The following is a 24,514-nucleotide window of genomic DNA, read 5'->3' on the forward strand; positions in this document are numbered from 1 at the left end:
CTCGCCGTCCGAGCGGATTGCCGGTGCGCGTCCGACGGAGGCCCAGGTCAGCGGGGCAGGTTCTCGATCTCCAGGTCCGGGAGGTCATCGGCGGGAGTGAAGCCGAAGATCTGCGCCAAGAAGCTAAGCTCGGCCGCCAACGCGTCGCGGCGCGCGGCCGAACCGCGGAAACCGTGCCCCTCGCCCTCGAAGACCCGCATCGCCATCGGCAGGCCGCGCTTCCGCGCCGCCTCGGCGAGTGCGGTCGACTGGGCCATCGGGACGACCGGATCGTCGGTGCCCTGCAGGATCAGGATCGGGCTGGCCAGTCGATCCAGGGTGTTGATGGGGGAGCGCGACTCATAGAGCTGCTCGTCGGTGGGCCAGCCGCCGATCAGCGAATCCAGATAGTGCGATTCGAACTTGTGCCCACCGATCAGCGCTTTCAGGTCGCTCACGCCGTAGCAGCTGATGCCGGCGGTGAACCGGTCGCTGTCCATCAGGGCACGAAGCGCGGTGAAACCGCCGGCCGATCCGCCCGCGATGGCGATGCGTCCGGGATCGATCAGCCCTGCGTCAATGGCGGCCTCAGCGGCATCAACGCAGTCGTCCACGTCGGCCACGCCCCAGGCTCCGCGCAGCCGGTCGCGCCACTGGCGTCCGAATCCTGCCGAGCCGGAGTAGTTGACGTCCAGTACGGCGATGCCTCGTGAGGTCCAGAACTGGACGGGAGCGTAGTAGCCGTTGCTCGCCCTGGCGGTCGGCCCGCCATGTACCCGCAACAGCGCCGGAGGACGCTTACCCGCGGGTCCTCGGTAGGCGTCGTTGGTCGGCGGGTAGTACCAGGCCTGGACGGGTCCGTGGCGCCCCTCGAACCGCAGCGAGCGGGCAACCGAGGTGACTGCATGCGCGGGTGCGCCGCCCAGTGAGCGCAGGATCTTCAGCGAGCCGTCGGCCTCAACACGCACCAGCGCCGTGTGATCCTTCGCCCGTTTGACGATCGCGTAGCCCTTGCCCATCGAGGCGGCCACCGAGTCGACTTCTGCGACCCCGGCCAACCGTTTGGCCGGGCCGCCACTGCGGGAGACCACCTGGAGGTGACAGAAGCCCTCGTCGATATTCCAGGCGAGGATTCGCTCATCGTCGAGAGCAGCCGTGACGTGATTGCCCAAGACGAACATCGGCAGATCGTAGTCGGTGTCGTCGTGCGTGAGCCGACGGATCGTGCCGTTCGTCCACTCGTAGATCTGGAAGAAACCGGACTGCTCGCTGGTGAAGACCAGGCTGCCATCGCTGTTCCAGCGCGGGTGATGCACCGCGATGCCATCCAAGCCGGCCTCCGGCTGTCCCGCGACGAGTCGAATGTCGTCGAGGCGCCAGACCGCGCCGGTGCGCAACTGCGCGACTTTCAGCACCGTGGAGTCCCAGGGCATCGCCGGGTGGTTCCACTCCAGCCAGGCCAGTCGCCCGTCGGACGAGAGCGCCGGATTGGCGTAGAAGTCGGCACCGCCGGCGAGGATGTGCTCGGGTCCGGGAGAACCATCGGCGTTCGGCCAACTGAGCGCCACGAGCGTGGTCTGCGGCTCGCCCGGGTTTCGGTGATCCTCACGAATCGCCAGCACGGCCGGAATCCTGGGGCAGACCACTAGATCGCCGTAGCGAACCGAGGCATCGCCGCAGGTCAGGGTAAGGATCGTGCCGTCCGGGGTACGCAGCTTCACGGTGCGGTCCACATCGTCGCAGTAGGCCAGGACGCCGTCTTCGACGTCGAAGGCGCCACCGCCGTACTCCTGGACGCGGGAGCGCACGTTGGCCGTCGGTGTCATCTGCTGGGTGCGCTCGTTGCGCAGCCGCATGGCGGTCGTCCGGCCTTCCTCGCCGGGCAGCGACTCCAGCCAGTACAGATCGGCATTGTCGGCCACCAGTTCGAGCATGGACGCGCCACCGGCGATCACCTCGTCCAAGGTGATGGGGGAGACCCACGAGCCACAGGGCGCGACTGTGGGCTGCTGATCGGCGGTACTCATGTGGACAAGCTAGCGCAGCAGCCTCCCGGCTGGCATGTTGAACCCAATTGAGGCAGAATCAATAAGCAAATCGAACAGACCAGGTTCCATCGGGACGCCGTCGCACAGGTTGCAGGGGAAGGCACACCTGAAGCGAGAGGAGTCGAGATGGAAACCATGTCGCGTGGAGTCATTTTCGTGCACTCGACGCCGGCCGCGCTGTGCCCGCACATCGAATGGGCGGCAGGCGCGGTTCTTGGCCTGCCCCTGAATCTGGAATGGACCGACCAGCCCGCCGAACCCGGGACGCTGCGCGCCGAGTACTCGTGGACGGGTCCCGCCGGCAGCTCGGCAGGCCTGGCCAGCGCCCTGCGCAGCTGCCAGCGTCTGCGCTTCGAGGTGACCGAGGACGCCACCGCCACCGACGAGGGTCAGCGTTACGCCTACACTCCCGAGTTGGGTGTCTTTCATGCGATGACCGGCCCGCACGGTGACATCCAGGTCTCGGAACACCGGCTGCGTACGGCCATGACGACCGCCGCTCAGGGCGGCATCAGCTTGCAGGATGCGTTGAGCGAGCTGCTGGGCGAGCCCTGGGATGCCGAACTCGAGGTCTTCCGCTACGCAGGCGAAGACGCCCCCGTCCGCTGGCTGCACCGGGTCGGCTGAGCCGCCCGCGGCCTGCCGTTCCGCGGATCCGCGGTCGACTTGTCAAAAACAGCGGCTGCCGGATCCGGCAGCCGCTGTAGAAAAGACCGGAGAGTCGGTCTGCCTCTGCCGCTGGTGCAGCAGGTCGGATCAGTCAGTCATGTTGTCGTTGGTCAGCGCCAACGCCACATTGTGCCCGCCGAAGCCGAACGAGTTGTTCAGTGCCGCCAGCGGGCCGGACGACAGCTCGCGCGCGGTGTTCGCGGCGATCTGGATACCCAGGTCCGGCTCGGGGTTCTCCAGATTGATGGTGGGCGGCGAAATGCGGTCGCGCAACGCCATCACGGTGGCGAAGGTCTCCAGCGCGCCGGCACCACCCAGCAGGTGGCCGGTCATCGATTTGGTGGAGGTGACGAATGCGTCGTCGGCAGCCGAACCGAGCGCGCGTGCAATCGACCTGGCTTCCGTGACGTCGCCCTGCGGGGTCGAGGTGCCATGCGCATTGACGTGCTTGACATCGGCAGGCTCCAGCCCGGCGTTCCGCATCGCCTTGACCATCGCCGAGAACTGCCCTGAGCCGGTCGGCTCGGGCTGGACGATGTCGTGCGAGTCGGCGCTGATGCCGTAGCCGGCCAGCGTGCCGTAGATCTTGGCCCCGCGGGCCTTGGCCGACGCCAGGGTCTCGATGACCAGCATCACCGCGCCCTCGCCGATGACGAAGCCGTCGCGGTCGACGTCCCATGGACGCGAAGCCCGCTCGGGCTCGTCATTGCGGCGGCTCAGCGCCTGCATCTGGGCGAATGCGGCGATCGGCATCGCGTGGATGACGGATTCGGATCCGCCCACCACGACGATGTCGGCCTCATTGAGGCGCAGCATATTCGCACCCAGCGCAATCGCCTCGTTCGAGGAGGCACACGCCGAAACGGGCGCGTGCACCCCTGCCTTGGCGTTGACCAGCAGACCGACATGCGCGGCCGGGGCATTGGCCATCAGCATCGGCACCGTGAACGGGCTGACCCGCCGCAGGCCCTTCTCGCGCTGGATGTCCCACTGATCGAGCGTGGTCACCAGGCCGCCGATACCGCTGCCGACCGAAACGCCCAGCCGCTCGGGATCAACCGGGTTCTCCTCGCCGAGGCCGAATCCGGCATCGGCCCATGCCTCGCGGGCGGCTACCACCGCGAGCTGGCTGACGCGGTCCATCCGGCGGGCCTCAACGCGCGAGATCCACTGCGTGATGTCCGCGTTGACCTGACCGGCGATCTGCACGGGCAGATCCTGAGCCCAGTCAGCCTCGATATGACGGACGCCGCTGCGCCCGGCGAGAAGTGCTTGCCAGGTGGTGGGCGCATCATTTCCCAATGGGGTGATGGCTCCGAATCCTGTGATGACAACGTCAGTCATTGAGGCTCCTGGATGAAAATGGTTGATGGACCGGCCCGCACTGTCCATGAGGTCAGGTGTGGGCCGGAGATGGCGGTAGCTCAGTTCTGCGCGCGCTCGATGTAGGAGACGGCGTCGCCAACGGACTTCAGCGACTTCGAGTCCTCATCGGGAATCGAGATGTTGAAGGTCTCTTCGCAGGCGTAGATGATCTCGACCATCGACAGCGAGTCGACGTCCAGATCGTCCACGAAGCTCTTCTCGAGCTGCACATCGTCCTGATCGACACCAGCAACGTCGTTGACGATATCGGCGAGCTGCGAACGGATTTCCTCGGTGGTGGCCATGATGTGGTCCTTTCTGTTGGCCTGGATGGCGTTGTATGAATCGGGCTGTATCGGAGGGTATATCAGGGCAGGACGACGACCTGGCCGGCATAGACCAGCCCGGCGCCGAAGCCGATGATCAGGGCATTGTCGCCGGACTTGGCCTCGCCGGATTCGAGCAGGGCCTCCATGGCGATCGGGACGGAAGCCGCCGACGCATTTCCCATGTGCTTGATGTCGCGGCTGACCACGACGCTTTCCGGCAGCTTGAGGCGGCGCAGCATGGCATCGGTGATGCGATTGTTCGCCTGGTGGGGGATGAAGACGTCGAGCTCGTCGGGCTTCAGACCTGCCACCTCGAGGGTTTCCACGGTCTTCTCGACGATGTAGGTGGTCGCCCAGCGGAAAACCTTGTTGCCCTCCATGTGGATCTTCGGGCTGAAACCGCCGGCTGCAGCGACGTCGAAATCGTCGGAGTGAATGATCTCGGCGGTGTTGATCTCCGAGCCCCATACGACCGGGCCGATGGCCGGCGTATCCGAGGGGCCGATGACTGCGGCGCCTGCGCCATCGCCGAACAGGAAGGCGGTGGAACGATCGGTGTAGTCGGTCTGTTCGCTCAGCACCTCGACGCCGACCACGAGCACGTAGTGGGCGGAGCCGACGCGCACCATAGAGTCGGCGAGGCTCACCCCATAGCAGAAGCCGGCGCAGGCGGCGCTGAGGTCGGTGGCGGCCGGGTTCGGCAGCCCGAATTCGGATGCCACTTGCACTGCCAGCGAGGGGAACCGGCGGTGATTGGAAACCGAACTGACCAGGACCGCATCGATCTGGTCGGTCGGCACTCCCGAGCGGTCGATGGCCTTGCGGGCTGCCTCGGTGGCCAGCGACAAGGTGTTCTGCGAATCATCGACCCAGCGGCGCTCGATGATGCCGGTGCGTTGTTGAATCCATTCGTCCGAGGAATCGATGATGGTGCACATCTCGGCGTTGTCGACAACGCGGTTGCCGCGGGCGCCGCCCACCCCCAGAATCCGGGAGTAGGCCGAGCCTTGCGAGGCTTTGATAGGCGAGCTCATTTTCCTCATTTCGCTTCGGAGTGACGCGCGCAGAAATCGCGGGCGTCGTCCAGTTGATCGGGGGTGTTCAGGTTGAACAGCTCGACGCCCTTCAGGTTCCGCTTGGCGATACCCGTCAGGGTTCCGGCCGGAGCCAACTCGAGCAGCCCGGTGGTTCCCAGGGAAGCCATGGTGTCCATGCACAGGTCCCAGCGCACCGGGTTGGTGACCTGATCGACCATGCGGTCCAGGTATTCGGCGCCGGATTCGACCACGGCGCCATCGCGGTTCGACAGCAGTCGGGTGACCGGTCGCGCCGTACCGATGGATTCCGCGAGCAGCCGGAGACGCCGCGATGCGGGGGCCATGTGAACGGTGTGGAAGGCGCCGGCGACCGACAGCGGGATGACCCGAGCACGGGCCGGGGGATTGTCCTCGAGGGTCTTCAACTGCTCGAGGGTGCCGGCCGCGACGATCTGGCCGGATCCGTTGTAGTTCGCGGGGGTGAGCCCGGCAGCCTCGATCGCGGCCAGCACGTCGTCCGGCTTGCCGGCGATGACCGCGGACATCCCGGTGGGCTGCACCGCTGAGGCGGCGGCCATGGCCTGACCACGCTCGCGGACGAAGACCATCGCGGCTTCCGGGTTGATCGCACCGGTCAAAGCGGCGGCGCCGATCTCTCCGACCGAGTGTCCGGCGACGATGTCTGCGGGCCCGCAGCCGTATTCGGCGTCCGGGAAAAGCTCGTGGGCGATGGCGAGAGCCGAGGCGACCAGCAGTGGCTGGGCGATCGCGGTATCGCGGATGGTGTCGGCATCGGCTTCGGTTCCGTAGTGCGCCAGATCGAGACCGACCACGGCGGACAGCCAGGTGAGTCGGTCAGCGAAGCTGGTGATCTTCAACCATTCGGAGAGGAAGCCGGGCGTCTGGGCGCCCTGGCCGGGAGCGGCGATAACAAGCACCCTTACATCCTGCCCGGTCGGCCGGAAGGAGCATGTGCGCCGCGTGACGAATTTGGCGCACCGACATTGTGCGTAATCTACAAACCAGAGCTGATCTTCGTCCTAATTGCTGTGCTGACGTCCCAAAGTGATGGCCAGCCGCAGCACATAGGCCTCCCGGGGCGCGCTGGGGGAGTAGCCGGTCACCTCGGCGATGCGTTTGAGGCGGTAGCGCACAGTATTGGGGTGGACGAACAGGGCCCGGGCGGTGGCTTCGACCGAGCCGCCCTGGTCACCGAAGCTGACGCAGGTTTCCAGCAGGTCGCCGCCGGCGGCCAGTAACGGCTTGTAGACCGACTCCACGAGTTCGCGGCGTGCCTGGCCGTTGCCAGCCAGCGCTCGTTCGGGCAGCAGATCGCGGGCGGTCAGCACTCGTGGCCCTTCCGGCCATGCCTTCGCAGAGCGCGCACCCGACAGGGCGGCGCGGGCCGACTCGGAGGCTCGCATCAATCCGGCGACCGGCGGCCCCACCACGATCGGGCCGGATCCGAAGTGCGCGGCCAGCGATTCCAGCCAGCCGATGCTGGCCTGCTGATCGGGCTCGGCATCCGGCGAGGTGGGCGACAGCACGACCACCAGCCGATCGCCGTGCAGCGCAGCCATGGCCACCAGCCCGAGGCGCTCGGCGTCCTTGCGCAGCCCGCCGAAGTCCTCGTCGTCCGACATCGCCCCGATCGCAACCACCACCGGCGCCTGCGAGTGCCAGCCCAGCGTGGACGCCCGAGACAACAGGTCTTCGTTCGAGTCGGCCCGCACCACCGCGTCCACGATGAGCGCCTCGATCCGCTCGTCCCAGCTGCCCCGGGATTCGGCCGCTCGCGCGTAGACCTCGGCCGCAGCGAAAGCGATCTCTCGCGAATAGTGCAGGATGGCGGTCTGCAGCACGGCACGGTCACCTCGCGGCATCAGTTGACCGATTTGCGCCTCCACCACATCGATCGTGGTGCGTATCAGATCGACCGTCTGGTGCAGGTTGATCTTGCGAGTGAGGGAACGCGGCGCGACGTTGAAGATCCGAGCCGGGTCGAGATCGGACTCGGCATCGTCGGCGAACCAGTCGACGAATCCGTTGATGCCCTCGTTGGCGACCATGCTCACCCAGGAACGCTCCTCGGCGCTCAGATCCGAATACCAGGGGTGGCGGATCTCCATCTCCGCGACGACCGCCGTGCTCATCCGGCCGGCCTGGGCGGCCAGTCTCTTGGCAATGGCGGAGCGGGTGCGGGCGGCAGGTACGAACGACCTGCCGGCACTCGCCGGGGCTTTCACGGCCATTGAACCTCCTGGCATCTATCTGCCGGGCACTCTACCGCGGTGCGGCGATCGGTACGCGTATTGAAAGACCGAGCCCCGGCCGCTGGCGCGCACCGGGGCTCGAATCGCAAGAAGGCTCAGCGCTTGATGCGAGCGTTGCCCTCCCAGACGGACCAGATCTGCTCCTCGTCGGCAGGCACGGCGTAGTCGGTCAGGAAGGTGGTGGTGATCGCGCCGGATGCCCAGCCGAACTGCAGGCACTTCTCGGGCTCCCAGCCCTTGATCAGACCGTAGAGGATGCCGCCGACGGTCGAGTCGCCGCCACCGATGCGGTCGAGCACGCCGATGTCACGGGGCTCTGCGACATAGAACTCGCCGCCCGCCCACAGAATCGCGCCCCACAGATGATGGTTGGCGTTGACGACCTCACGCAGCGTGGTGGCGAAGACCTCGACGCCGGGGAAACGCTCGTGGGCCGTGTTGATCATGGCCTTGAAGCCCTCGATCTTCGCGCCGATGCCCTTGCCACCGGCCTCCGGGCCCTCCAGGCCGAGTGCCAGCTGGAAGTCCTCCTCGTTGCCGATCAGGATGGAGCAGTTGTTGGCGATCTCGGTGAAGCCCGCACGCAGTTCCTCCTCACGTCCCTTCCAGAAGGAAGCGCGGAAGTTGAGGTCGAAGCTGACCGCGGCGCCATGCTTCTTGGCGGCGTGAGCGATGTCCAGGCAGAACTGCAGGGTCTTAGGCGACAACGCGGCGATCAGGCCCGACATGTGGACGATCTTCGCGCCCTCGTCGCCGAAGATGCGCTCGAGGTCGAAGTCCTTGGCGTCCAACTGCAGCCCGACCTCACCGGCGCGGTCGTTCCAGACCCGCGCGCCACGATTGCCGTAGCCGGAGTCGGCGATGTTGAACTGGTGGCGGTAGCCCCAAGCTCCGCCCTGCGGCAGATCAGGACCCTCGAAATCCATGAAGCGCGAGGCCAGGTTCGACTTGATCATCAGTGAGATCGGGCTGCCCTGAACGAAGTTGGTGAGAATCTTCACCGGCTGGCCGAGGTAGCTGGCGATCGAACCGACGTTGCTCTCCGCCGAGGTCACCTGCATGGTGAAGCGGTTCGCGGTCTGCACGGGCTGTGCGTCCTCAGGACAGATACGGATACCCATGCTGGTCGGAATGACGAGCGACCATTCGGCGTCCTCACGGAGTTTCATTATTATGCTGCCTTTCGAGATCGTGAACCGGCGCCTGCTATGCATCGTCGGCTTCGCTCGCGCCGCGGCTGTATGCCCGGATTCTACCGTGATGGATTCGGTTCGCCCCTGGTTATTGCCAAGCGTTGCAGCAGGCGGGCCAGGTTCGGCCGACCGGCCATCGCGATGCTGTGGGCGGGATCGCCGGACTCCTGGCGAAAACAAGCGGTTCGCGGGAAGATTGCGGGTGTAGCTGGTGTTGAAGTGACATCTGTCGTGACTTGAAAGGACCTCAGCGTGATCCCTCGCGAGCAACCCGGCCCCCTGCTTAATGGCCTTCCTACCAACCTCCCGGACACTGATGTCGACGAGACCAATGAGTGGTTGGAGTCACTGGATGGGCTGATTGAATCAGGTGGACGCAACCGGGCCCGCTACGTCATGCTCCGGCTCAACGAACGAGCCCGTGATCAGCGCATCGGCGTTCCCTCGCTGGTGTCGACCGACTACGTCAATACCATCCCGAAGTCGAAGGAAGTGCCGTACCCCGGCGATCCCGATCTGGAGCAGAAGGTTCGCCATATGCTCCGCTGGAATGCGGCCATTCAGGTGCATCGCCAGCAGCGTCCCGGTGTCGGTGTCGGTGGCCACATCGCCAGCTATGCCTCGGCAGCCACCTTGTACGAGGTCGGCCTGATGCACTTCTGGCGTGGCAAGGATCATCCGGGTGGGGGCGATCAGGTCTTCTTCCAGGGCCACGCCTCGCCAGGCATGTACGCCCGAGCGCTGCTCGAAGGACGACTCACCGAAAACGACCTCGACGGCTTCCGTCAGGAATACAGCCGCCCCATGGGTGGCCGCGGGCTGCCGAGTTACCCGCACCCGCGCCGGATGCCCGACTTCTGGGAGTTCCCGACCGTCTCCATGGGCATCGGCCCGATCAACGCGATCTACCAGGCGTCCTTCAACCGCTACCTGGAGAACCGGGGCATCAAGGACACCAGCCAGCAGCACGTCTGGGCGTTCCTCGGCGACGGTGAGATGGACGAGGTCGAGTCGCGCGGTGCGCTGCAGCTGGCCACCAATGAGGGCCTCGACAACCTCACCTTCGTGATCAACTGCAATCTGCAGCGTCTGGACGGCCCGGTGCGCGGCAACGGCAAGATCATCCAGGAGCTGGAGTCGTTCTTCCGTGGCGCCGGCTGGAATGTCATCAAACTCGTCTGGGGTGCCAACTGGGATCCGCTGCTCGAGAACGACACCGAGGGCGCGCTGGTCAACGTGATGAACACCACGCGTGACGGTGACTTCCAGACCTTCAAGGCCAACGACGGCGCATACGTACGTGAGCATTTCTTCGGGCGTGACCCCCGCACGGCTGCGATGGTCGCGGACTGGACCGACGATCAGATCTGGGCCCTGCGCCGTGGCGGCCTGGACTACGCGAAGATCTACAACGCCTACAAGGCAGCCACCGACTACACCGGTGGGCCGACCGTCATCCTGGCGCACACCATCAAGGGTTACTTCCTCGGCAGCCACTTCGCTGGCCGCAATGCGACTCATCAGATGAAGAAGCTGGCGATCGACGACCTCAAGGGCCTGCGCGACCGCTGTAACATCCCGGTCTCCGATGAGGTGCTGGAAGCTGATCCCTACCAGCCGCCGTACTACAACCCCGGTCCGTCCAGCCCGGCAATCCAGTACCTGCTGGAGCGTCGCCGCGAGCTGGGCGGATTCGTCCCGGAGCGGCGCGGTGAACCCAGCAAGAAGCTGCAGTTGCCCGACGAGAAGGCGTACAAGGCCACCCGCAAGGGCTCGGGCAACCAGAAGGTCGCGACCACGATGGCCTTCGTGCGTCTGCTGAAGGATCTGTTGCGCGATCGCGGCCTTGCGCCGTTCATCGTCCCGATCATCCCGGACGAGGCCCGCACGTTCGGCATGGATTCGTTCTTCCCGACGATCAAGATCTACAACGCGAACGGTCAGCAGTACACGCCGGTCGATCACGACCTGATGCTGAGCTACCGCGAAGCCACCAACGGCCAGATCATGCACGTCGGCATCAATGAGGCCGGTGCCACGGCGGCGTTCACGGCGGTCGGCACCAGCTACGCCACCCACGGCCAGCCGATGATCCCGATCTACATCTTCTACTCGATGTTCGGTATCCAGCGCACCGCCGACATGTGGTGGGCCGCCGCCGACCAGTTGGCGCGAGGCTTCTACATCGGCGCCACGGCCGGCAAGACCACGCTGACAGGCGAGGGTACCCAGCACATGGATGGGCATTCGCACATCCTGACCTCGACCAATGAGGGCATTGTCAGCTACGACCCGGCCTATGGCTATGAGATCGGCTACATCGTCGAGGACGGCCTGCGCCGCATGTACGGGGACAAGCCCGAGGATGTCGCCTACTACCTGACGGTCTACAACGAGCCGATGCTGCAGCCGGCCGAGCCCGAGAATGTCGACGCCGAGGGCATTCGCCGCGGCATTCACCTGATCGCGGAAGGTGGCGAGGGTGACAAGCGCGCCCAGCTGCTCGCGTCCGGTGTCGGCGTGCCGTGGGCGCTGGAAGCCCAACAGCTGCTGAAGAACGACTGGGGCGTCGAATCGGATGTCTGGTCGGTGACCAGCTGGAATGAGCTGGCCCGCGACGGCCGTGCCTGCGACGAGGAGGCCTTCATCAACCCGGAGGCCGAACGACGAGTGCCGTTCGTCACCCAGAAGCTGGCCGGGCGCCAAGGCCCGGCGGTCGCGGTGAGCGACTTCATGCGTGCGGTTCACGAACAGATCCGCGCGTGGGTGCCGACCGACTACTACCCGCTGGGTGCCGATGGCTTCGGTTTCTCGGATACCCGGGCGGCGGCACGCCGGCACCTGCGCATTGATGGTCCGTCCATCACGGTGCGCGCGCTGCAGGCGCTGGCCGATCGCGGTGAACTGCCGCGTGAGGTCGTGCGTCAGGCGATCGACCGCTACCAGCTGAACAATGTCAACGCGGGTTCTTCCGGCGAGGTGGGTGGCGACGCGTAACCCGATGCTCGCGACCCGGTCGCAATGATCGATCAACGCCGGCGGTGCGGTTCTTCTCCGGAGGCCGCACCGCCGGCGTCTTGTCTTTGTGGTGTCAGCGATCCTCGCGGAGCCGGCCGAGGACCTGGTAGCGGGCGCAGACGAAGGCTCTGTTGCGACTGGTTTCGGCCAGCCTCAGGTCGAGGCGACGGGGGAGCAGTGGCTTGCCTGACCCGAGGGTCACCGGTGCAATCGAGACGATGATCTCGTCCAGCAGGCCGGCGTCGGCGAACTGGCCGGCGAGGTTGCCCCCGCCCACCACCCACAGATCCCGTCCGCCTGCTGCTTCGACCATCCGGGAATAGACGGTCCGCACGTCGCCGGAAGCCAGTCGCACATCCGCACCCTCAGGGATGTCGAGCACGCGCGACGTCAGGACCCAGGCCGGCACCGTGTAGGACCAGGGCTCGGGATCGTTGCGCAGCACCCACTCGTAGGTGGTCGATCCCATGACGATCGCGCCGATGCCCGCGATGAACTGCCCGTAGTTGAAGGGACCGTCATCGTCGATCTGTTGACGCAGCAGCCAGGCAAGAGAATCATCGGGGTCCGCAAGAAAACCGTCGAGCGTAGTGGCCGTGTAGTAGGTCAGCTTCGTCATGTAGCCATTGTGCCGTCCGGAGCAGTGAAAGACTGCTACCTGTGAGGGTGGGGCGCCCGCATGCGTCGGTCGGGCTGCGTCTGGCAATCTGGTGTCAGACGCCGGTTGGCGTGGTCAGCAGTTGTGTGGTGAAGTGGAGGAATGGTGGTATCCCCTCAGCGGCCAGGATCGAACGGTATCGACCAGCTTGGACTGCACGAAGGAATGGTCGTTCAAGAGCTGGGCTGGGACGATGACGTCGACCAGGACCTGCGTGACGAAATCATGGATGTGATCGATGGCGAGCTGATCGAGGACGCCGTCGAAGCCGTCGATTTGGTGCTGCTGTGGCAGCGCGATGATGCTGATGTGGCCGATGCACTCGTCGACGCTCAGCGCGATCTGTCGGACACCGGCTGGATCTGTGTGCTTACCCCCAAGATCGGGCGTCCGGGCTACGTCGACCCGGCCGATATCGATGAGGGGGCAACGACAGCGGGGATGGCGCTCACCACCGTGATCGAGGTCTGCCCCGACTGGCAGGCCCGAAAGGTCGTTCGTCCTCGCGGCACGCGCCGCTGAGCCGCTGGCGGCTCTGACGACTGCTCATGCCGAGTTCAGGTGTGGCTGTGCTGCCCGGGCGCGGGCACAACTGACCAATGGCAAGTTGATCTTGCGGAGTCGCGACTCAACTTTGGATTGACTTACCAAAAAAGTTGAGTCTGGTCGACTCGATTCGGGAATAGCTGCCGCAGCGGTCCTGTTGTGATCTACGTGGGCGTCATGCAGGCGCCCTGAAGACACAAGGAGTAATCGTGAGCACTGTTTACAATCCTTTCCGCGATATGGATCGCGTTTTTACTCAGCTCGCGCGCACTGCCGCCACTGAGGCACGCACCATGCCGATGGATCTTTACCGCGATGGCGATGAGTTCGTCGTCAAGATCGACCTGCCCGGTGTTGATCCCGACAGCATCGACATTGATGTTGACGACCGGACGCTGAGCGTCCGCGCAGAGCGCGAGCAGGAGGAGATTCACTCCGACGATGAGAATCATCGCTGGGTTAGCCGTGAGCGCAGCTACGGTTCGTATGCTCGCCAGCTCACCTTGGGCCAGGGCCTGAATGTCGGGGAGATCACTGCTGATTACGCCGACGGCGTCTTGACCCTGAAGATCCCGGTGGCCGAGGAAGCCAAGCCTCGCAAGGTGAAGGTCAACAAGGGCAAGGTTCCTGTCGAGGTCGAGTCGGCCGCCGAGCCCGAGCCGATTCAGAACTGAGCCTGAGCCGATCCACAAACTGAGGTCGGCCAGACACGACGACAAGGCGTCCGTCTCCCTGAAGCGAGGGGATGACGGACGCCTTTCGTATGCCGTGATGCTGATCTGGGCTCAGTGGCAGGCGACCGGACCCGCAATACTGAAGCGCCGCCCGGATCGGCTACTATCTAGCCTGCGGGCGCATAGCTCAGTTGGTTAGAGCAGCTGCCTTACAAGCAGCAGGTCGTTGGTTCGAGTCCGACTGCGCCCACTTCGCAAGACCCACATCGCGATCGCCGAGCCTGCGTTCAGCTTGGGCCCCTGCCTCGTCGCGAAGGAATGGTCGGATCCTCGTGTTTGCGCAGATACTCCCGGATCACGTCGCAATCCCTGGCGGGATCGCGCACGATGTGCTTCGAAACAACCACGAAGGCGGCTTTGTCGATCACCACGAGCCGCAGCCCGTGCTCCGGGATGCGTTTCGATTTTCGTTCGTCATAGCGACGGCGTTGCTCACCCCGACCGACGCCGGAGACAGTATGGCGCCGGTCGAAGACTCGGCCCCAACCCATTGCGCCGGCCCCGCCGACTCAGCTATTGATGCGGGCCTTGACCAGGCCCGCGACCGTCTTGCCGTCGGCTCGTCCGGCCACTTTCGCGTTGACTGCCTTGACGATCGCACCCATCTGGCGCATGGTCGGCTTGGCTCCCAGCTCGGCCTCAGTGGCGGTCATCTGAGCGTCTACGATCGCGACAAGTTCGTCGGTGCTGAGCGCCTTCGGCAGATAGCGATCCAGGAAGTCGGCCTCGGCGGACTCTTTCTCCGCCAGTTCGGGTCGGCCGGCCTCGGCGTAGGTCTGGGCGGACTCGGCTCGGCTGCGCCGTTCTTTGGTGATCACCGAGATCTCCTCGGCGTCGCTCAGCTCGCGAGCCTCATCACCGGCGACCTCTGCGTACTGGATGGCCGCCAACGCCATCCGGATCGTCGATTTGGCGAAGTCGTCCCGCTGCTTCATGGCAGCAATCAGGTCCTCGCGCAACTGGTTCTTGATCTCACCCACGGCCAACTCCCTTACACGGATTCGTCGTCCATTCTCGCACGCGACCGATGCCGCCCAGGTCGAGCGCTGGTTGGCTGTGATGCCAGACGGTAGACTTCCGGTTTGTGGCCGTTGCAGATCTCCCCGACATCATTCATGAACTCGACCGATCATTGACCTCGATCGAGGTCGTTGTCGACCCCGATTCAAAGAAGGTCGAGATCGCGAAGCTGGAGGAAGAATCCGCAGCGCCGGACCTGTGGAACGACCAAGCCAATGCGCAGCGGGTGACCAGTCGGCTCTCGCGGCTGCAATCTGAAGTCGAGCGCGTCGAGGATCTGCGCCAACGACTGGACGATGTCCAGGTGCTGCTCGAACTGGCCGCCGAAGAAGGCGATCGCGACAGTGCGGCCGAAGCAGAACACGAAGTCAGCGTGCTGAAAGGCGAGATCGAGGCGCTTGAGGTCCGTACCCTGCTGGGCGGAGAGTACGACGAACGCGATGCGCTGGTTACCATCCGTTCCGAGGCAGGTGGGGTGGACGCGGCCGACTTCGCGGCGATGCTGCTCCGCATGTACGAGCGCTGGGCCGAACGTCACGGCTACCCCATCGAGGTCTACGACGTCAGCTACGCCGAAGAGGCCGGCATCAAGTCGGCCACGTTCACCGTCAAGTCCCCCTATGCCTACGGAACGCTGTCGGTCGAGCAGGGTACCCACCGCCTGGTGCGGATCAGTCCCTTCGACAACCAGGGACGCCGACAGACCAGCTTCGCCGGTGTCGAGGTGCTTCCGGTGGTGGAGGAGACCGACCACATCGACGTGCCGGAGACCGACATCCGGGTCGATGTCTTCCGCAGTTCGGGTCCCGGCGGCCAGTCCGTCAACACGACCGATTCGGCAGTTCGCATCACCCACCTGCCGACCGGCCTGGTAGTCAGCTGCCAGAACGAGAAGAGCCAGATTCAGAACAAGGCCGCCGCGCTGCGCGTCCTGCAGGCCCGGCTGCTCGAGAAGGCGCGCCAAGATCGCGAAGCCGAGATGAACGCGCTGAAGTCAGCGGGCAATTCCTGGGGCTCACAGATGCGCAGCTATGTGCTGCATCCCTACCAGATGGTCAAGGACCTGCGCACGAACTACGAAACGGGCAATACCGACGCGGTCTTCGACGGTGATATCGATGCGTTCATCGACGCCGGCATCCGCTGGCGTCAGCGCGACGACGCGGCCTGATCATCGGAGCCGGCCTGGTGCGGTCCCGCGTGGCGAGTTGCTCGCTCGCGAGAACCGTTTACACTCGTGACGTGGACTGAGAGTTTCTCAGGAAATCTGTCCATGATCCCGCCCGGGGAAGTGCCTCGCAGGTTGGAAGCGACGAACAGGACGGTCACGTGATCACATTCGAGGATGTCTCGAAGACCTACTCAGGCCAGACCAAGCCTGCGCTACGGCACATCAACCTGCAGATCGACAAGGGGGAGTTCGTCTTTCTCGTCGGTACCTCGGGTTCTGGCAAGTCGACATTCCTGCGCCTGATCCTGCGTGAGTACCGGCCCACGTCCGGAAAGATCTTCGTCCTCGGCAAGGACCTCGGGCATCTGCACCAGTGGAAGGTCCCGGCGCTGCGGCGCCAGATCGGCACCGTCTTCCAGGACTTCCGGCTGCTGCCCGGCAAGACGGTCTATGAGAACGTGGCCTTCGGTCTGCAGGTGCTCGGCCGTCCGACCTCCCAGATCCGCCAGATCGTGCCTGAGACCATTGACCTGGTCGGGTTGTCAGGAAAGGAAGACCGCCAGCCCGAGGAACTGTCGGGCGGCGAGCAGCAGCGCGTCGCGATCGCGCGTGCCATCGTGAACCGGCCGAAGATCCTCATCGCCGACGAGCCCACCGGCAATCTCGACCCGCAGACCAGCGTCGGCATCATGAAGCTGCTGGATCGCATCAACAAGCGCGACACCACCGTCATCATGGCCACCCACGACCAGACCATCGTCGACCAGATGCGCAAACGAGTCCTCGAACTCGATCAGGGAAACCTGGTCCGTGATCAGGTCCGGGGCGTCTACGGCACCGCGTGAGCGGCCGGACCTCTGCTAGGAGAGCACTGAAATATGCGACATACCTTCCGTGAGACGTGGTCGGGCCTCAAGCGCAATGCGTCCATGACGGTCGCGGTCATCGTGACCATGACCGTCTCCCTGACGCTCTTCGGTCTATCGGTGATGACCTTTCAGGAGGTCGACCGGGTCAAGGGCCGCTGGTACGACAAGATCGAGATCTCGGTCTTCTTGTGCACCAAGGACTCGGCGGGCACCAGCCAGTCCGGCAACTGCGAACCCGGCCAAGACACCACCGACGTTCAACGTGACTACATCCGCACTCGGTTGGAGCAGAACCCTGACGTCCTCGAGGTCTTCTACGAGTCGAAGGAAGACGCCTACCAGGACTACCGGAACACCTATGCCGACTCGCCACTGCTGGACAGTCTGACGATCGAGCAGATGCAGGATTCCTTCCGCGTGAAACTGGTCGATCCGCAGAACTATCAGGGGGTGGTCGCCGAGGCGTCCAGCCTGCCGGGCGTTCAGAATGTCCTCGATCTGCACGAGGTGCTCGACCCCATCTTCTCGGTGCTGAACGGGCTGAAGTGGGGCACCATGGGCATGGCGGTGCTGTTGCTCGCGGCAGCCATGCTGCAGATCGGCAACACCATCCGGATGTCCGCCTTCACTCGTCGCCGCGAGATCGGCATCATGCGGTTGGTCGGCGCGTCCAACATCTACATCATGCTGCCGTTCGTCCTGGAGGCGCTTTTCGCGGGCGTCGTCAGCACGATTCTGTCGGCCGCCGCGCTGCTGGGTTCATATGAGTTCCTCATCGAACGCAACGCTAAAGTCTCTATCCAGGCTTTACCTTGGATTACGTGGACCGACGCCTGGATGGCGGTCGGCCTGGTTGCGGTCGTCGCAGTTGTTCTGTCTATCGTCCCTACGTTGATCACAACGCGGAGGTATCTCCGCGTCTGACATGCCGGACGTACAGACAGGGGGCTGAGTGTCGTGACTCAAGGTTCTGCCCGGACTGCCCGAACTCCATCGACTCTTTCCGGTCGCAGACCTTGGCTGTGGCGGATGCTCACGGGATTGATCGTCATCGGATGTCTCGGCTCGCTCACTGCTCCTGCTCGAGCCGACGATCTGGACGACCAGCAGGCCAATCTGCAGTCCCAGCTCCAGCAGTCGGTCACAGACATCGACAACCATCACGCCGCTCTGGACGCCGCCACCGCTCAGGTCGTGAGTTCGCGCCAGGCGCTGGCAGATGCGCAGGCCGTGCTGGCCAAGGCCCAAAGCGAGCGGGACGCGGCATATGCGGTCGACCAGCAGAAGGCCAACGCCTTGGCGAGTGCTGAACAAGAGCTTTCGGACGCCAAGACGGCCGTTTCGCTCGGCAAGAATGCCGTGGCAGCCCAGCAGTCCAAGGCTGCGCAGGACATGCGCACCACACACCAGCAGAACACCGGGCTGATCTCACTGGGAATGCTGTTCGTCGATACCGAGGATGTCGGAAGCGTCAGCTCGCGCGTCCAGTGGGCCTCCACGTTGTACAACGCGAACTCCACCGAACTGAATCGGCTTACCCAGCTGCAGTTGCAGCTCCAGAACGCGCAGACCCAGCTGGCGACCCTGGAGGACAACGCCCGAGTGGCCCGAGAAGCAGCGGCCGCGCAGTTGAGCCGGACGCAGGCCGCCGAACAGGCAGCCGACAGCGCGGCGAACCAGGTTTCCCAGCTGGTGGCCGCCAATGAGGCCGCTGAGGCGAGCGCCGCGCAGGTGCTGGCCGACGAAAGGGCGGCCCACGCTTCAATGCAGGCCCAGATGGATTCGGTGACGCAGGCGATCCAAGAACGCAACGCCCGGCAGGCCGCCGAGGCCGCCGCGGCTGCGGCCGCAGCTCAAGCAGCAGCAGAGGCCGCCGCCGCTGCGGCAGCGCAACAGGCTGCCGAGGCCGCTGCCGCAGCTCAACAGGCAGCCGCGGCGCCTGCCGCCGCAGCACCGGCCGCCGCAGCGCCCGCCGACACGTCCTCATCGACTGCGGCCGCGTCGTCCAGCGGATTCCCGCTCTACACCCCGGCCAACGGCCCCTACACCTCTCCGTTCGGTTGGCGGACCAATCCGGTGCTCGGCTACTCCGAACTGCACGACGGTCTCGACATCGGTGCGGGCTGCAACACCCCGGTCTACGCTGCGGCCAGCGGCACGGTGGGTCAGACCGTCCCCGAGTGGTCGAGTGGCGGCTGGGGCAACCGGGTCATCATCGACCACGGCTGGATCGACGGCGTGCAGGTGAGCACCGGATACAACCACCTCTCGAGCTACATCGTCGGCCCTGGCCAATGGGTGAACCGTGGACAGGTCATCGGCTACATCGGGACGACCGGGCTGTCGACCGGATGCCATCTGCACTTCCACGTGTGGATCAACGGCCAGGTCACCAATCCGGCCCCCTACCTGTGAGGCTGAACGGCTGAGTCCTGGCAGCTTGGTACCGGCCAGCTCGGACCTGCCCCGCCGGGACGCTTGGTAGGCTGTCCCGACGGGGCTGGTTCGTCCCTGGGCACGCAGAACGGGAGCAGACATGCCACGCGAGAAGGGCCGCAAGGTGGTCGCGCAGAACAAGAAGGCGCTGCACGACTACAACATCGGCGAGCGCGTCGAAGCAGGCATCGTGCTGACCGGCACCGAGGTGAAGTCGCTACGCGCCGGACGAGCGACCCTGGCGGACGCGTTCGCCACGATCGACAACGGCGAGGTCTGGCTGCGTAACGCGAACATTCCCGAGTACGAGTTCGGCACGTTCCACAACCATGCAGCCAAGCGCAACCGCAAGCTGCTGCTCCACAGAGCCCAGATACACAAACTGGAACGCCAGATCTCCGACTCCGGCCGCACCCTGGTGCCTCTGGCGATCTACTTCAGCGATGGCTTCGCGAAGGTGGAGATCGCGGTGGCGACCGGCAAGCGCGAGTGGGACAAGCGGCAGACCATCGCCGCCCGCGACATGCAGCGCGACGTCGAACGCGAAATGGCCGATCGCCGGCGTCGGCACGGCCGCTGAACCTCCAGGGACAGTTGGGGGCGCCACCTGCTGGAGTATCGCTGGGTCGTGCGTCATCGTGGGATCATGACTTACGACCAGTGGCCCTTGCTGAACAACAACGAGCCGACCGCTTCTGCCACGGGCCCGCAGATTACACCGGACGATCCCATCAACGAGACTCAGCGCGGCGATGCCGAACGCATTCTCCATCAGGCATATCGAGATGGCCGAATCTCAGCCACGGACTTCGAAGCCCGGTTCACCCGCGCAATGAATGCCCAGCGGCTCGGCCAGCTGTACACGGCTATCGAGAACATTCCGGCGCCCGTGAAGCAGTCCCTGGTTGCCGTCAACCAGCAGTACCGGGCATACACCGGCCAGCGGCCGAACGTTGGTGTGCCGGTGATCCCCGGAAGTGATTCCGGCGTCGCGATGCTGGCTCACCTGTCGGGGCTGGTCACCTGGATCATTGGCCCCGCGATCATTTACGGTTCGTCGCGGCCCGGCACTGTTCTTCGCCGCGAAGCCGCGAAGGCATTCAACTACCAACTGGTGGCTGCGGGCGTCTTCATCGCGGGGGCGATCGTCTTCGGCGTCGTCGGAGCCGGCGGGCTGGTCACCTTCTTGTGGCTCGGCTGGCTGGGATTGACGATCGCCGGCGCTGTCAAGGCAGCTCGTGGCGAGGACTGGGTGAACCCGTTGAGCAAGGCGGTCAAGATCCGCCCGCTGCCCACAGATGGCCGCTGAGCCTCCCACCTTCAGGTCGCACGCGCCGCAGCCAGCGAATGCTCGTCCAATGGCTGCGATGGCCGGCAGCCGCTCGAACCTCCGGGCCGCCGCTGGGTGCGCCGAGGGGAATGCGGTGGGGTCGGCTATTGTTGTAGTCACTGACAACTCAACAGGGGGGTGACTGGTTTCGACTGGGGACGGTAGTTCCAGGAGAAGCGGGTCGAGAATCCAAGGTCAACTCGTAAATGTCCCTTGGGAACCAATAAGTGCCAACGTACAGCGCACTGACTTCGCTCTCGCTGCCTGAGCAGTGACCGAAGGGTCAGCCCGGATGCTGCCTTCCGTCCGGTTCCTGGCCTCATTTAGAAGGCTTGCCTATCAGCTCCAGCCTGGAGGGCTGATCGGGACTTAAACCAGGCTGGGCCTGTCTGCAACATGCTGACGTGAGTGCAGAGGCCAAGCAGAACGATTAGTCAGCTGCACCCGGAGAATGTCTGGAGCGCCTCATCAGGACGCGGGTTCAATTCCCGCCACCTCCACCCCAACGTTCGTCGTTCAAACCCACGACGGACGACGTTTGAGTCCCCGACTCGTCCTTTGCCTTCGGGCGGAGGGCGAGTCGTTTTGCTGTTCACCCGCCCTTTCGGACAGGACATCATCAGTCGTGCCGCTAGGCACCGATGCCCGCAACCCTGGTCTCATGGGAGTTCGGCAAGGAGCCGAGTGGCAGATATGTCCTCACTTGCCATTCGTTACCCACCGGGCCTGCTGAGAACTCGCCGCTCACGCCGAGCACGCGCCCGGCCATCCGGTTGAGTCCGGTGCCTGAGGAGGAGGCCACTCGAGGCGTCGATCCTGTCGCGAGCGGACTGCTGATCGTCATGGTGATCGCCTCAGGCTGTACATCCAGCACAAAACGGACGTCACCGGGACCCGCGTACTTGATGATGTTGGTCGCGGACTCGCGGACCACACGTGCAAGGACGATCTCCGCGCCACGGGGGATGCCCTCGTCGTGTAGATCCCCTTCGAGGACCACCGAATGGCCCGCGCCGCGGAACTCTTCTCGGGCCTCGTCGATGGCGGCCTTGAGGTCCCCGGCGGAGACCTCGGTTCCAGCGGGCGCATCCTCTGCGAGTTTGATGATGAAGCGGAGGTCGCTGAGCGCCTTGCGCGCTGCTGTGCGGATCGCTTCCTGCGAGGCATCACGCATCTCGTCATCGTCGAGCAACTGCGTGTGGAGAGAAATGATCGTGAGCTGGTGGGCGATGCTGTCGTGCAGTTCGCCGGCAATCCAGCGGCGCTCGGCGACGATCGCTTGACGCTTGTGTTCTTCGCGTTCGGCGAGTTGGTACTCGAGTCGACGACCGCGCGCATACGCCGTGCGTAGCGCGACACCGATCGAGCCGGCCACTGCTGCGACGAGCAGGTATATGGCCATCTCCGGTGGGGCGATGACGCTGGGGCTGATTCCCGACGTCACAGCAGCTGTCGCCAGCAAGAGACCACCGAAATACGCGATGATCAGCGGCGACGATGCAAGACGCAGGACCAGCAGGGCGGCCAACGACCCAGCTGTGATTGACGCCGAAGCGTAGGCGGTCGTCAAAGATAACGCGACAGTAACACCGAGGAGCGATGTGGCCACCAGCGGTGACCAGATATAGAGAGCAAGAGTCAGCGTCGAAACGACACTCACGAGATGGTCGAGGTGATTGGTGCCAGAAGTCACGAACCCGATGACGTCGAACGTCACCATGACGGCAAGCAGTGCCAACAGCGCGACGCTCTCGACCCGGTTCAACCGTTCTGTCTGGTTGAACCATCCGCGACCGTGCGCCGCAAATGCGGCATCACTCCTTGTCATGGGTTCCATATGGCCTGCACTAGTAGTTCGGCATTGGGCTATGCGAACAGTCTAGGACGGTCTACAAATGCAGTTCAACAGGGGGCTACGCAAGCAGTCCGGGCTATACTAACGACCGATACCAAGAAGGTAGGCGACGGTAGACCAGAAAGACATTGGAACACCTCCTTTCAGGTAGTCTTTTGTATTGCTGATATCAATACTCACGTCTTTGGCGGACATAAACATCCCCAATATGGCTATACTTTTCATCGATCAAAGTGAAGGATCACCTTGGACAAAGGTCGAGGTGTCGGCGCGCTAGAATCACTCCATGACTGAGATCCGGGTGCTGATCACCGATGATGACCCGCTGGTACGAGTTGCGCTCTCCCACTTCGCCTCACGCGACCCGGAGATCAAGGTGGTAGGCGAGGCGGAGAACGGGCGAGAAGCCATCGCGACCGTTGAACGCTTGCTGCCGGATATCGTGATGATGGACGTTCAGATGCCGGAGATGAGTGGCATCGAGGCCACAGAAGTCATTACTTCGCGTTGGCCCGAGGTGCGTGTGCTGGCTGTCACCACCTTGGATAATCGCGAGAATGTGCTGCCGATGTTGAGCGCCGGCGCCACCGGCTACATGTTGAAGGACTCGACTGCGGACGAAATCCTCCAGGCCCTGCATCAGGCGTACGGGGGCGAGAGCTCTCTTTCGCCGCGAGTGGCCGCGATGCTCGTGCAGCACGTGCGCAACGCGTCTCCCGTGCACACCAGCGGCGAGCTTGCGCAGCTCACTGAGCGAGAATCCCAGGTCCTGCACAAGCTCTCGCTCGGCATGTCGAATGCGGAGATGGCGGGCGCCCTCCACGTGTCCGAAGGGACCATCAAGGCGCACCTCGGTAGCATCATGCAGAAGTGGAATGTGCGCGATCGCGTCCAGGTGCTCGTGAGGGCTGCCCGCGCGGGCCTCGTCGACTTCTCCTGACCCCCCCCCTGCCCACGAAATCAGGGCTTGATGCCCGCGGGGGATGGTCAACGAGTACCTCCGTTCGTTGCCGGAGCAGGGCAGTGATTGCACGAGTTGAGGGTAACGCTCGCTGAAAGGCGCTCCGTCCGGTGTGGAGGTGGTTGAGCGCTCAGCCCCGCCAGCAGCTGCGCGCGAGTGGAGTTTCCTACTCGCAGTCGCCGGGGTCTTGTGCCCTAAACCCGCAGGCATTGTGCCCGAAGGTAGTCGGCACAGCTCCACATCGACGTGGCCCGGATAGGGCGGAAACATGTGGAAAGGCGGGATCCGCGCTCAGGATGCAGTTGGCCTGAGGATCACATTGATGACCGGGTGAGGCCGCACGGCGGGACTCCAGAGCCTCACGGCGATCCCGTAGCACGGGACAGATCACTCATCGGCGACCCAATCGATGTGTTTGATGTCGATCTCGGAGGCCATATCCCGCAGGAAGCGGATCACGACCTCCCGCTCCGGCTGACTGAGTCGAGCCGCGGAATGGAACCGCCGAGCCTGATGACGTCCCACCGTTTCGTAGGCAGCCTGCCGCGTCTGGGCGGTGATACGGATCTGCAAGGCCCGGCGATCGGTCGGATGGGGACTGCGCGTCACGTGACCGCCGCGCTCGAGCCGGTCGAGGAGCTTCGTGGTGGCCGCCGCCGAGATGCCCAGATGGCCCGCGATGTCGCCCGGGGTGACCGTTCGTCCACGATTCTCATTGACGATGAGATAGTGCAGGGCGCGCATGTCGGTCTCGTTGAGCTTCATGTATCGAGCCGATGCCTCGCTGACCTTCCGCTCAGCCTCGCGCAGCGTGCCCAGAGCCTGCATCAGTCGGGAGATCTGCTCGACATCGGACTCGTCGATCTGGGAAAGATCCAGAAGCTGAGCCGCGGGGTCGTTGTCGCGGACCCCGTAGACGCCCTCGTCCGCGTCCTGCGGAGTTCCCGCTGTCTCGGCTTCCATGCACCTCAGTCTAGTACAATAAGCTAATTAATAGCTAGGTTAACTAATATCGGGCGAAAC

22 protein-coding genes, 1 tRNA gene and 1 other RNA gene are annotated in these 24,514 nt (G+C 64.4%); 13 read left to right on the top strand and 11 right to left on the bottom strand.

Features of this window, described 5'->3' with window-relative positions; genetic code table 11:
* Positions 1-47: 47 nt before the first annotated feature.
* Positions 48-2,006: a S9 family peptidase gene (locus QUE25_RS13460; RefSeq protein WP_286265850.1), complete on the bottom strand. Its 1,959-nt coding sequence runs from the start codon at positions 2,004-2,006 to the stop codon at positions 48-50.
* Between the two features lie 147 nt (positions 2,007-2,153).
* On the opposite strand from QUE25_RS13460, the gene QUE25_RS13465 reads away from it, so the two are divergent.
* A complete protein-coding gene (locus QUE25_RS13465) occupies positions 2,154-2,654 on the top strand; it encodes a DUF3145 domain-containing protein (protein WP_286265851.1) in 501 nt (166 codons plus the stop codon).
* A gap of 129 nt (positions 2,655-2,783) precedes the next feature.
* Here the strand turns inward: QUE25_RS13465 and fabF are convergent, their stop codons facing one another.
* The 6 genes from fabF to QUE25_RS13495 all read right to left on the bottom strand — a co-directional run bounded on the left by fabF (position 2,784) and on the right by QUE25_RS13495 (position 8,869).
* Positions 2,784-4,040 carry a beta-ketoacyl-ACP synthase II gene (fabF, locus tag QUE25_RS13470; RefSeq protein ID WP_286265853.1) on the bottom strand — a complete coding sequence of 419 codons (1,257 nt, stop codon included), beginning with the start codon at positions 4,038-4,040 and terminating at the stop codon, positions 2,784-2,786.
* A gap of 80 nt (positions 4,041-4,120) precedes the next feature.
* Entirely contained in the window at positions 4,121-4,366 is a 246-nt protein-coding gene (locus QUE25_RS13475; RefSeq protein WP_286265855.1) for an acyl carrier protein, read from the bottom strand.
* A gap of 62 nt (positions 4,367-4,428) precedes the next feature.
* A complete protein-coding gene (locus tag QUE25_RS13480; RefSeq protein WP_286265857.1) occupies positions 4,429-5,424 on the bottom strand; it encodes a beta-ketoacyl-ACP synthase III in 996 nt (331 codons plus the stop codon).
* Positions 5,425-5,429: 5 nt separating this feature from the next.
* Positions 5,430-6,365: an ACP S-malonyltransferase gene (locus QUE25_RS13485; RefSeq protein ID WP_286265860.1), complete on the bottom strand. Its 936-nt coding sequence runs from the start codon at positions 6,363-6,365 to the stop codon at positions 5,430-5,432.
* Positions 6,366-6,467: 102 nt separating this feature from the next.
* Complete coding sequence (locus tag QUE25_RS13490) at positions 6,468-7,679, bottom strand: PucR family transcriptional regulator (protein WP_286265861.1); 1,212 nt, start codon at positions 7,677-7,679, stop codon at positions 6,468-6,470.
* A 116-nt stretch (positions 7,680-7,795) separates the two neighbouring features.
* Positions 7,796-8,869, bottom strand: coding sequence for a PfkB family carbohydrate kinase (locus QUE25_RS13495; RefSeq protein WP_286265863.1), 1,074 nt, complete (start codon positions 8,867-8,869; stop codon positions 7,796-7,798).
* A 276-nt stretch (positions 8,870-9,145) separates the two neighbouring features.
* On the opposite strand from QUE25_RS13495, the gene aceE reads away from it, so the two are divergent.
* Positions 9,146-11,890, top strand: a complete 2,745-nt coding sequence (gene aceE, locus QUE25_RS13500) for a pyruvate dehydrogenase (acetyl-transferring), homodimeric type (protein WP_286265865.1) — start codon at positions 9,146-9,148, stop codon at positions 11,888-11,890.
* A gap of 94 nt (positions 11,891-11,984) precedes the next feature.
* Here the strand turns inward: aceE and QUE25_RS13505 are convergent, their stop codons facing one another.
* Entirely contained in the window at positions 11,985-12,530 is a 546-nt protein-coding gene (locus tag QUE25_RS13505; protein ID WP_286265867.1) for a dihydrofolate reductase family protein, read from the bottom strand.
* 141 nt (positions 12,531-12,671) lie between these two features.
* Between QUE25_RS13505 and QUE25_RS13510 the strand changes: the two genes are divergently transcribed.
* The 3 genes from QUE25_RS13510 (at position 12,672) to QUE25_RS13520 (ending at position 14,039) form a co-directional block, all read left to right on the top strand.
* Positions 12,672-13,091, top strand: a complete 420-nt coding sequence (locus QUE25_RS13510) for a DUF3052 domain-containing protein (RefSeq protein WP_286265870.1) — start codon at positions 12,672-12,674, stop codon at positions 13,089-13,091.
* Between the two features lie 233 nt (positions 13,092-13,324).
* Positions 13,325-13,789 (top strand): Hsp20/alpha crystallin family protein, encoded by a 465-nt coding sequence (locus tag QUE25_RS13515; protein ID WP_286265871.1) that lies wholly within the window; start codon positions 13,325-13,327, stop codon positions 13,787-13,789.
* Between the two features lie 176 nt (positions 13,790-13,965).
* Positions 13,966-14,039 (top strand) — tRNA-Val (locus QUE25_RS13520).
* A gap of 319 nt (positions 14,040-14,358) precedes the next feature.
* On the opposite strand, the gene QUE25_RS13525 is transcribed toward QUE25_RS13520, so the two are convergent.
* The gene (locus tag QUE25_RS13525; RefSeq protein WP_286265873.1) at positions 14,359-14,829 is read right to left on the bottom strand and encodes a GatB/YqeY domain-containing protein; all 471 of its coding nucleotides are present in this window, start codon (positions 14,827-14,829) and stop codon (positions 14,359-14,361) included.
* Positions 14,830-14,933: 104 nt separating this feature from the next.
* Here QUE25_RS13525 and prfB point away from each other — a divergent pair, with 104 nt between their 5' ends.
* From prfB to ssrA, 7 genes are all read left to right on the top strand, one after another.
* Positions 14,934-16,040 carry a peptide chain release factor 2 gene (gene prfB, locus QUE25_RS13530; RefSeq protein WP_286265876.1) on the top strand — a complete coding sequence of 369 codons (1,107 nt, stop codon included), beginning with the start codon at positions 14,934-14,936 and terminating at the stop codon, positions 16,038-16,040.
* Between the two features lie 158 nt (positions 16,041-16,198).
* Positions 16,199-16,885, top strand: a complete 687-nt coding sequence (gene ftsE / locus QUE25_RS13535) for a cell division ATP-binding protein FtsE (protein WP_286265878.1) — start codon at positions 16,199-16,201, stop codon at positions 16,883-16,885.
* A gap of 33 nt (positions 16,886-16,918) precedes the next feature.
* Positions 16,919-17,833, top strand: a complete 915-nt coding sequence (gene ftsX / locus QUE25_RS13540; protein WP_286265880.1) for a permease-like cell division protein FtsX — start codon at positions 16,919-16,921, stop codon at positions 17,831-17,833.
* A gap of 105 nt (positions 17,834-17,938) precedes the next feature.
* Complete coding sequence (locus QUE25_RS13545) at positions 17,939-19,324, top strand: peptidoglycan DD-metalloendopeptidase family protein (RefSeq protein WP_286265882.1); 1,386 nt, start codon at positions 17,939-17,941, stop codon at positions 19,322-19,324.
* Between the two features lie 121 nt (positions 19,325-19,445).
* Entirely contained in the window at positions 19,446-19,925 is a 480-nt protein-coding gene (smpB, locus tag QUE25_RS13550; protein WP_286265884.1) for an SsrA-binding protein SmpB, read from the top strand.
* Between the two features lie 66 nt (positions 19,926-19,991).
* The gene (locus QUE25_RS13555; RefSeq protein ID WP_286265887.1) at positions 19,992-20,654 is read left to right on the top strand and encodes a DUF1707 and DUF4870 domain-containing protein; all 663 of its coding nucleotides are present in this window, start codon (positions 19,992-19,994) and stop codon (positions 20,652-20,654) included.
* A gap of 155 nt (positions 20,655-20,809) precedes the next feature.
* Positions 20,810-21,178, top strand: a transfer-messenger RNA (tmRNA) gene (gene ssrA / locus QUE25_RS13560).
* Positions 21,179-21,306: 128 nt separating this feature from the next.
* On the opposite strand, the gene QUE25_RS13565 is transcribed toward ssrA, so the two are convergent.
* The gene (locus QUE25_RS13565) at positions 21,307-22,503 is read right to left on the bottom strand and encodes a sensor histidine kinase (RefSeq protein ID WP_286265889.1); all 1,197 of its coding nucleotides are present in this window, start codon (positions 22,501-22,503) and stop codon (positions 21,307-21,309) included.
* A gap of 313 nt (positions 22,504-22,816) precedes the next feature.
* Here QUE25_RS13565 and QUE25_RS13570 point away from each other — a divergent pair, with 313 nt between their 5' ends.
* A complete protein-coding gene (locus QUE25_RS13570) occupies positions 22,817-23,470 on the top strand; it encodes a response regulator (protein ID WP_286265890.1) in 654 nt (217 codons plus the stop codon).
* Positions 23,471-23,878: 408 nt separating this feature from the next.
* Here the strand turns inward: QUE25_RS13570 and QUE25_RS13575 are convergent, their stop codons facing one another.
* Positions 23,879-24,454, bottom strand: coding sequence for a MarR family winged helix-turn-helix transcriptional regulator (locus QUE25_RS13575; RefSeq protein WP_286265892.1), 576 nt, complete (start codon positions 24,452-24,454; stop codon positions 23,879-23,881).
* Between the last annotated feature and the right edge of the window lie 60 nt (positions 24,455-24,514).

It is taken from the genome of Brooklawnia propionicigenes, assembly GCF_030297015.1.
GTDB lineage: Bacteria > Actinomycetota > Actinomycetes > Propionibacteriales > Propionibacteriaceae > Brooklawnia > Brooklawnia propionicigenes.

Excerpts from the sequence above, each read along its gene's own strand:
- QUE25_RS13565 (WP_286265889.1), bottom strand. The coding sequence starts at position 22,503 with ATGACAAGGAGTGATGCCGCATTTGCGGCGCACGGTCGCGGATGGTTC.
- QUE25_RS13510 (WP_286265870.1), top strand. The coding sequence starts at position 12,672 with ATGGTGGTATCCCCTCAGCGGCCAGGATCGAACGGTATCGACCAGCTT.
- QUE25_RS13570 (WP_286265890.1), top strand. The coding sequence starts at position 22,817 with ATGACTGAGATCCGGGTGCTGATCACCGATGATGACCCGCTGGTACGA.
- QUE25_RS13490 (WP_286265861.1), bottom strand. The coding sequence starts at position 7,679 with ATGGCCGTGAAAGCCCCGGCGAGTGCCGGCAGGTCGTTCGTACCTGCC.
- QUE25_RS13465 (WP_286265851.1), top strand. The coding sequence starts at position 2,154 with ATGGAAACCATGTCGCGTGGAGTCATTTTCGTGCACTCGACGCCGGCC.
- QUE25_RS13545 (WP_286265882.1), top strand. The coding sequence starts at position 17,939 with ATGCTCACGGGATTGATCGTCATCGGATGTCTCGGCTCGCTCACTGCT.
- QUE25_RS13480 (WP_286265857.1), bottom strand. The coding sequence starts at position 5,424 with ATGAGCTCGCCTATCAAAGCCTCGCAAGGCTCGGCCTACTCCCGGATT.
- QUE25_RS13495 (WP_286265863.1), bottom strand. The coding sequence starts at position 8,869 with ATGAAACTCCGTGAGGACGCCGAATGGTCGCTCGTCATTCCGACCAGC.
- QUE25_RS13505 (WP_286265867.1), bottom strand. The coding sequence starts at position 12,530 with ATGACGAAGCTGACCTACTACACGGCCACTACGCTCGACGGTTTTCTT.
- smpB (WP_286265884.1), top strand. The coding sequence starts at position 19,446 with ATGCCACGCGAGAAGGGCCGCAAGGTGGTCGCGCAGAACAAGAAGGCG.
- fabF (WP_286265853.1), bottom strand. The coding sequence starts at position 4,040 with ATGACTGACGTTGTCATCACAGGATTCGGAGCCATCACCCCATTGGGA.
- QUE25_RS13555 (WP_286265887.1), top strand. The coding sequence starts at position 19,992 with ATGACTTACGACCAGTGGCCCTTGCTGAACAACAACGAGCCGACCGCT.
- QUE25_RS13575 (WP_286265892.1), bottom strand. The coding sequence starts at position 24,454 with ATGGAAGCCGAGACAGCGGGAACTCCGCAGGACGCGGACGAGGGCGTC.
- ftsX (WP_286265880.1), top strand. The coding sequence starts at position 16,919 with ATGCGACATACCTTCCGTGAGACGTGGTCGGGCCTCAAGCGCAATGCG.
- QUE25_RS13475 (WP_286265855.1), bottom strand. The coding sequence starts at position 4,366 with ATGGCCACCACCGAGGAAATCCGTTCGCAGCTCGCCGATATCGTCAAC.
- QUE25_RS13460 (WP_286265850.1), bottom strand. The coding sequence starts at position 2,006 with ATGAGTACCGCCGATCAGCAGCCCACAGTCGCGCCCTGTGGCTCGTGG.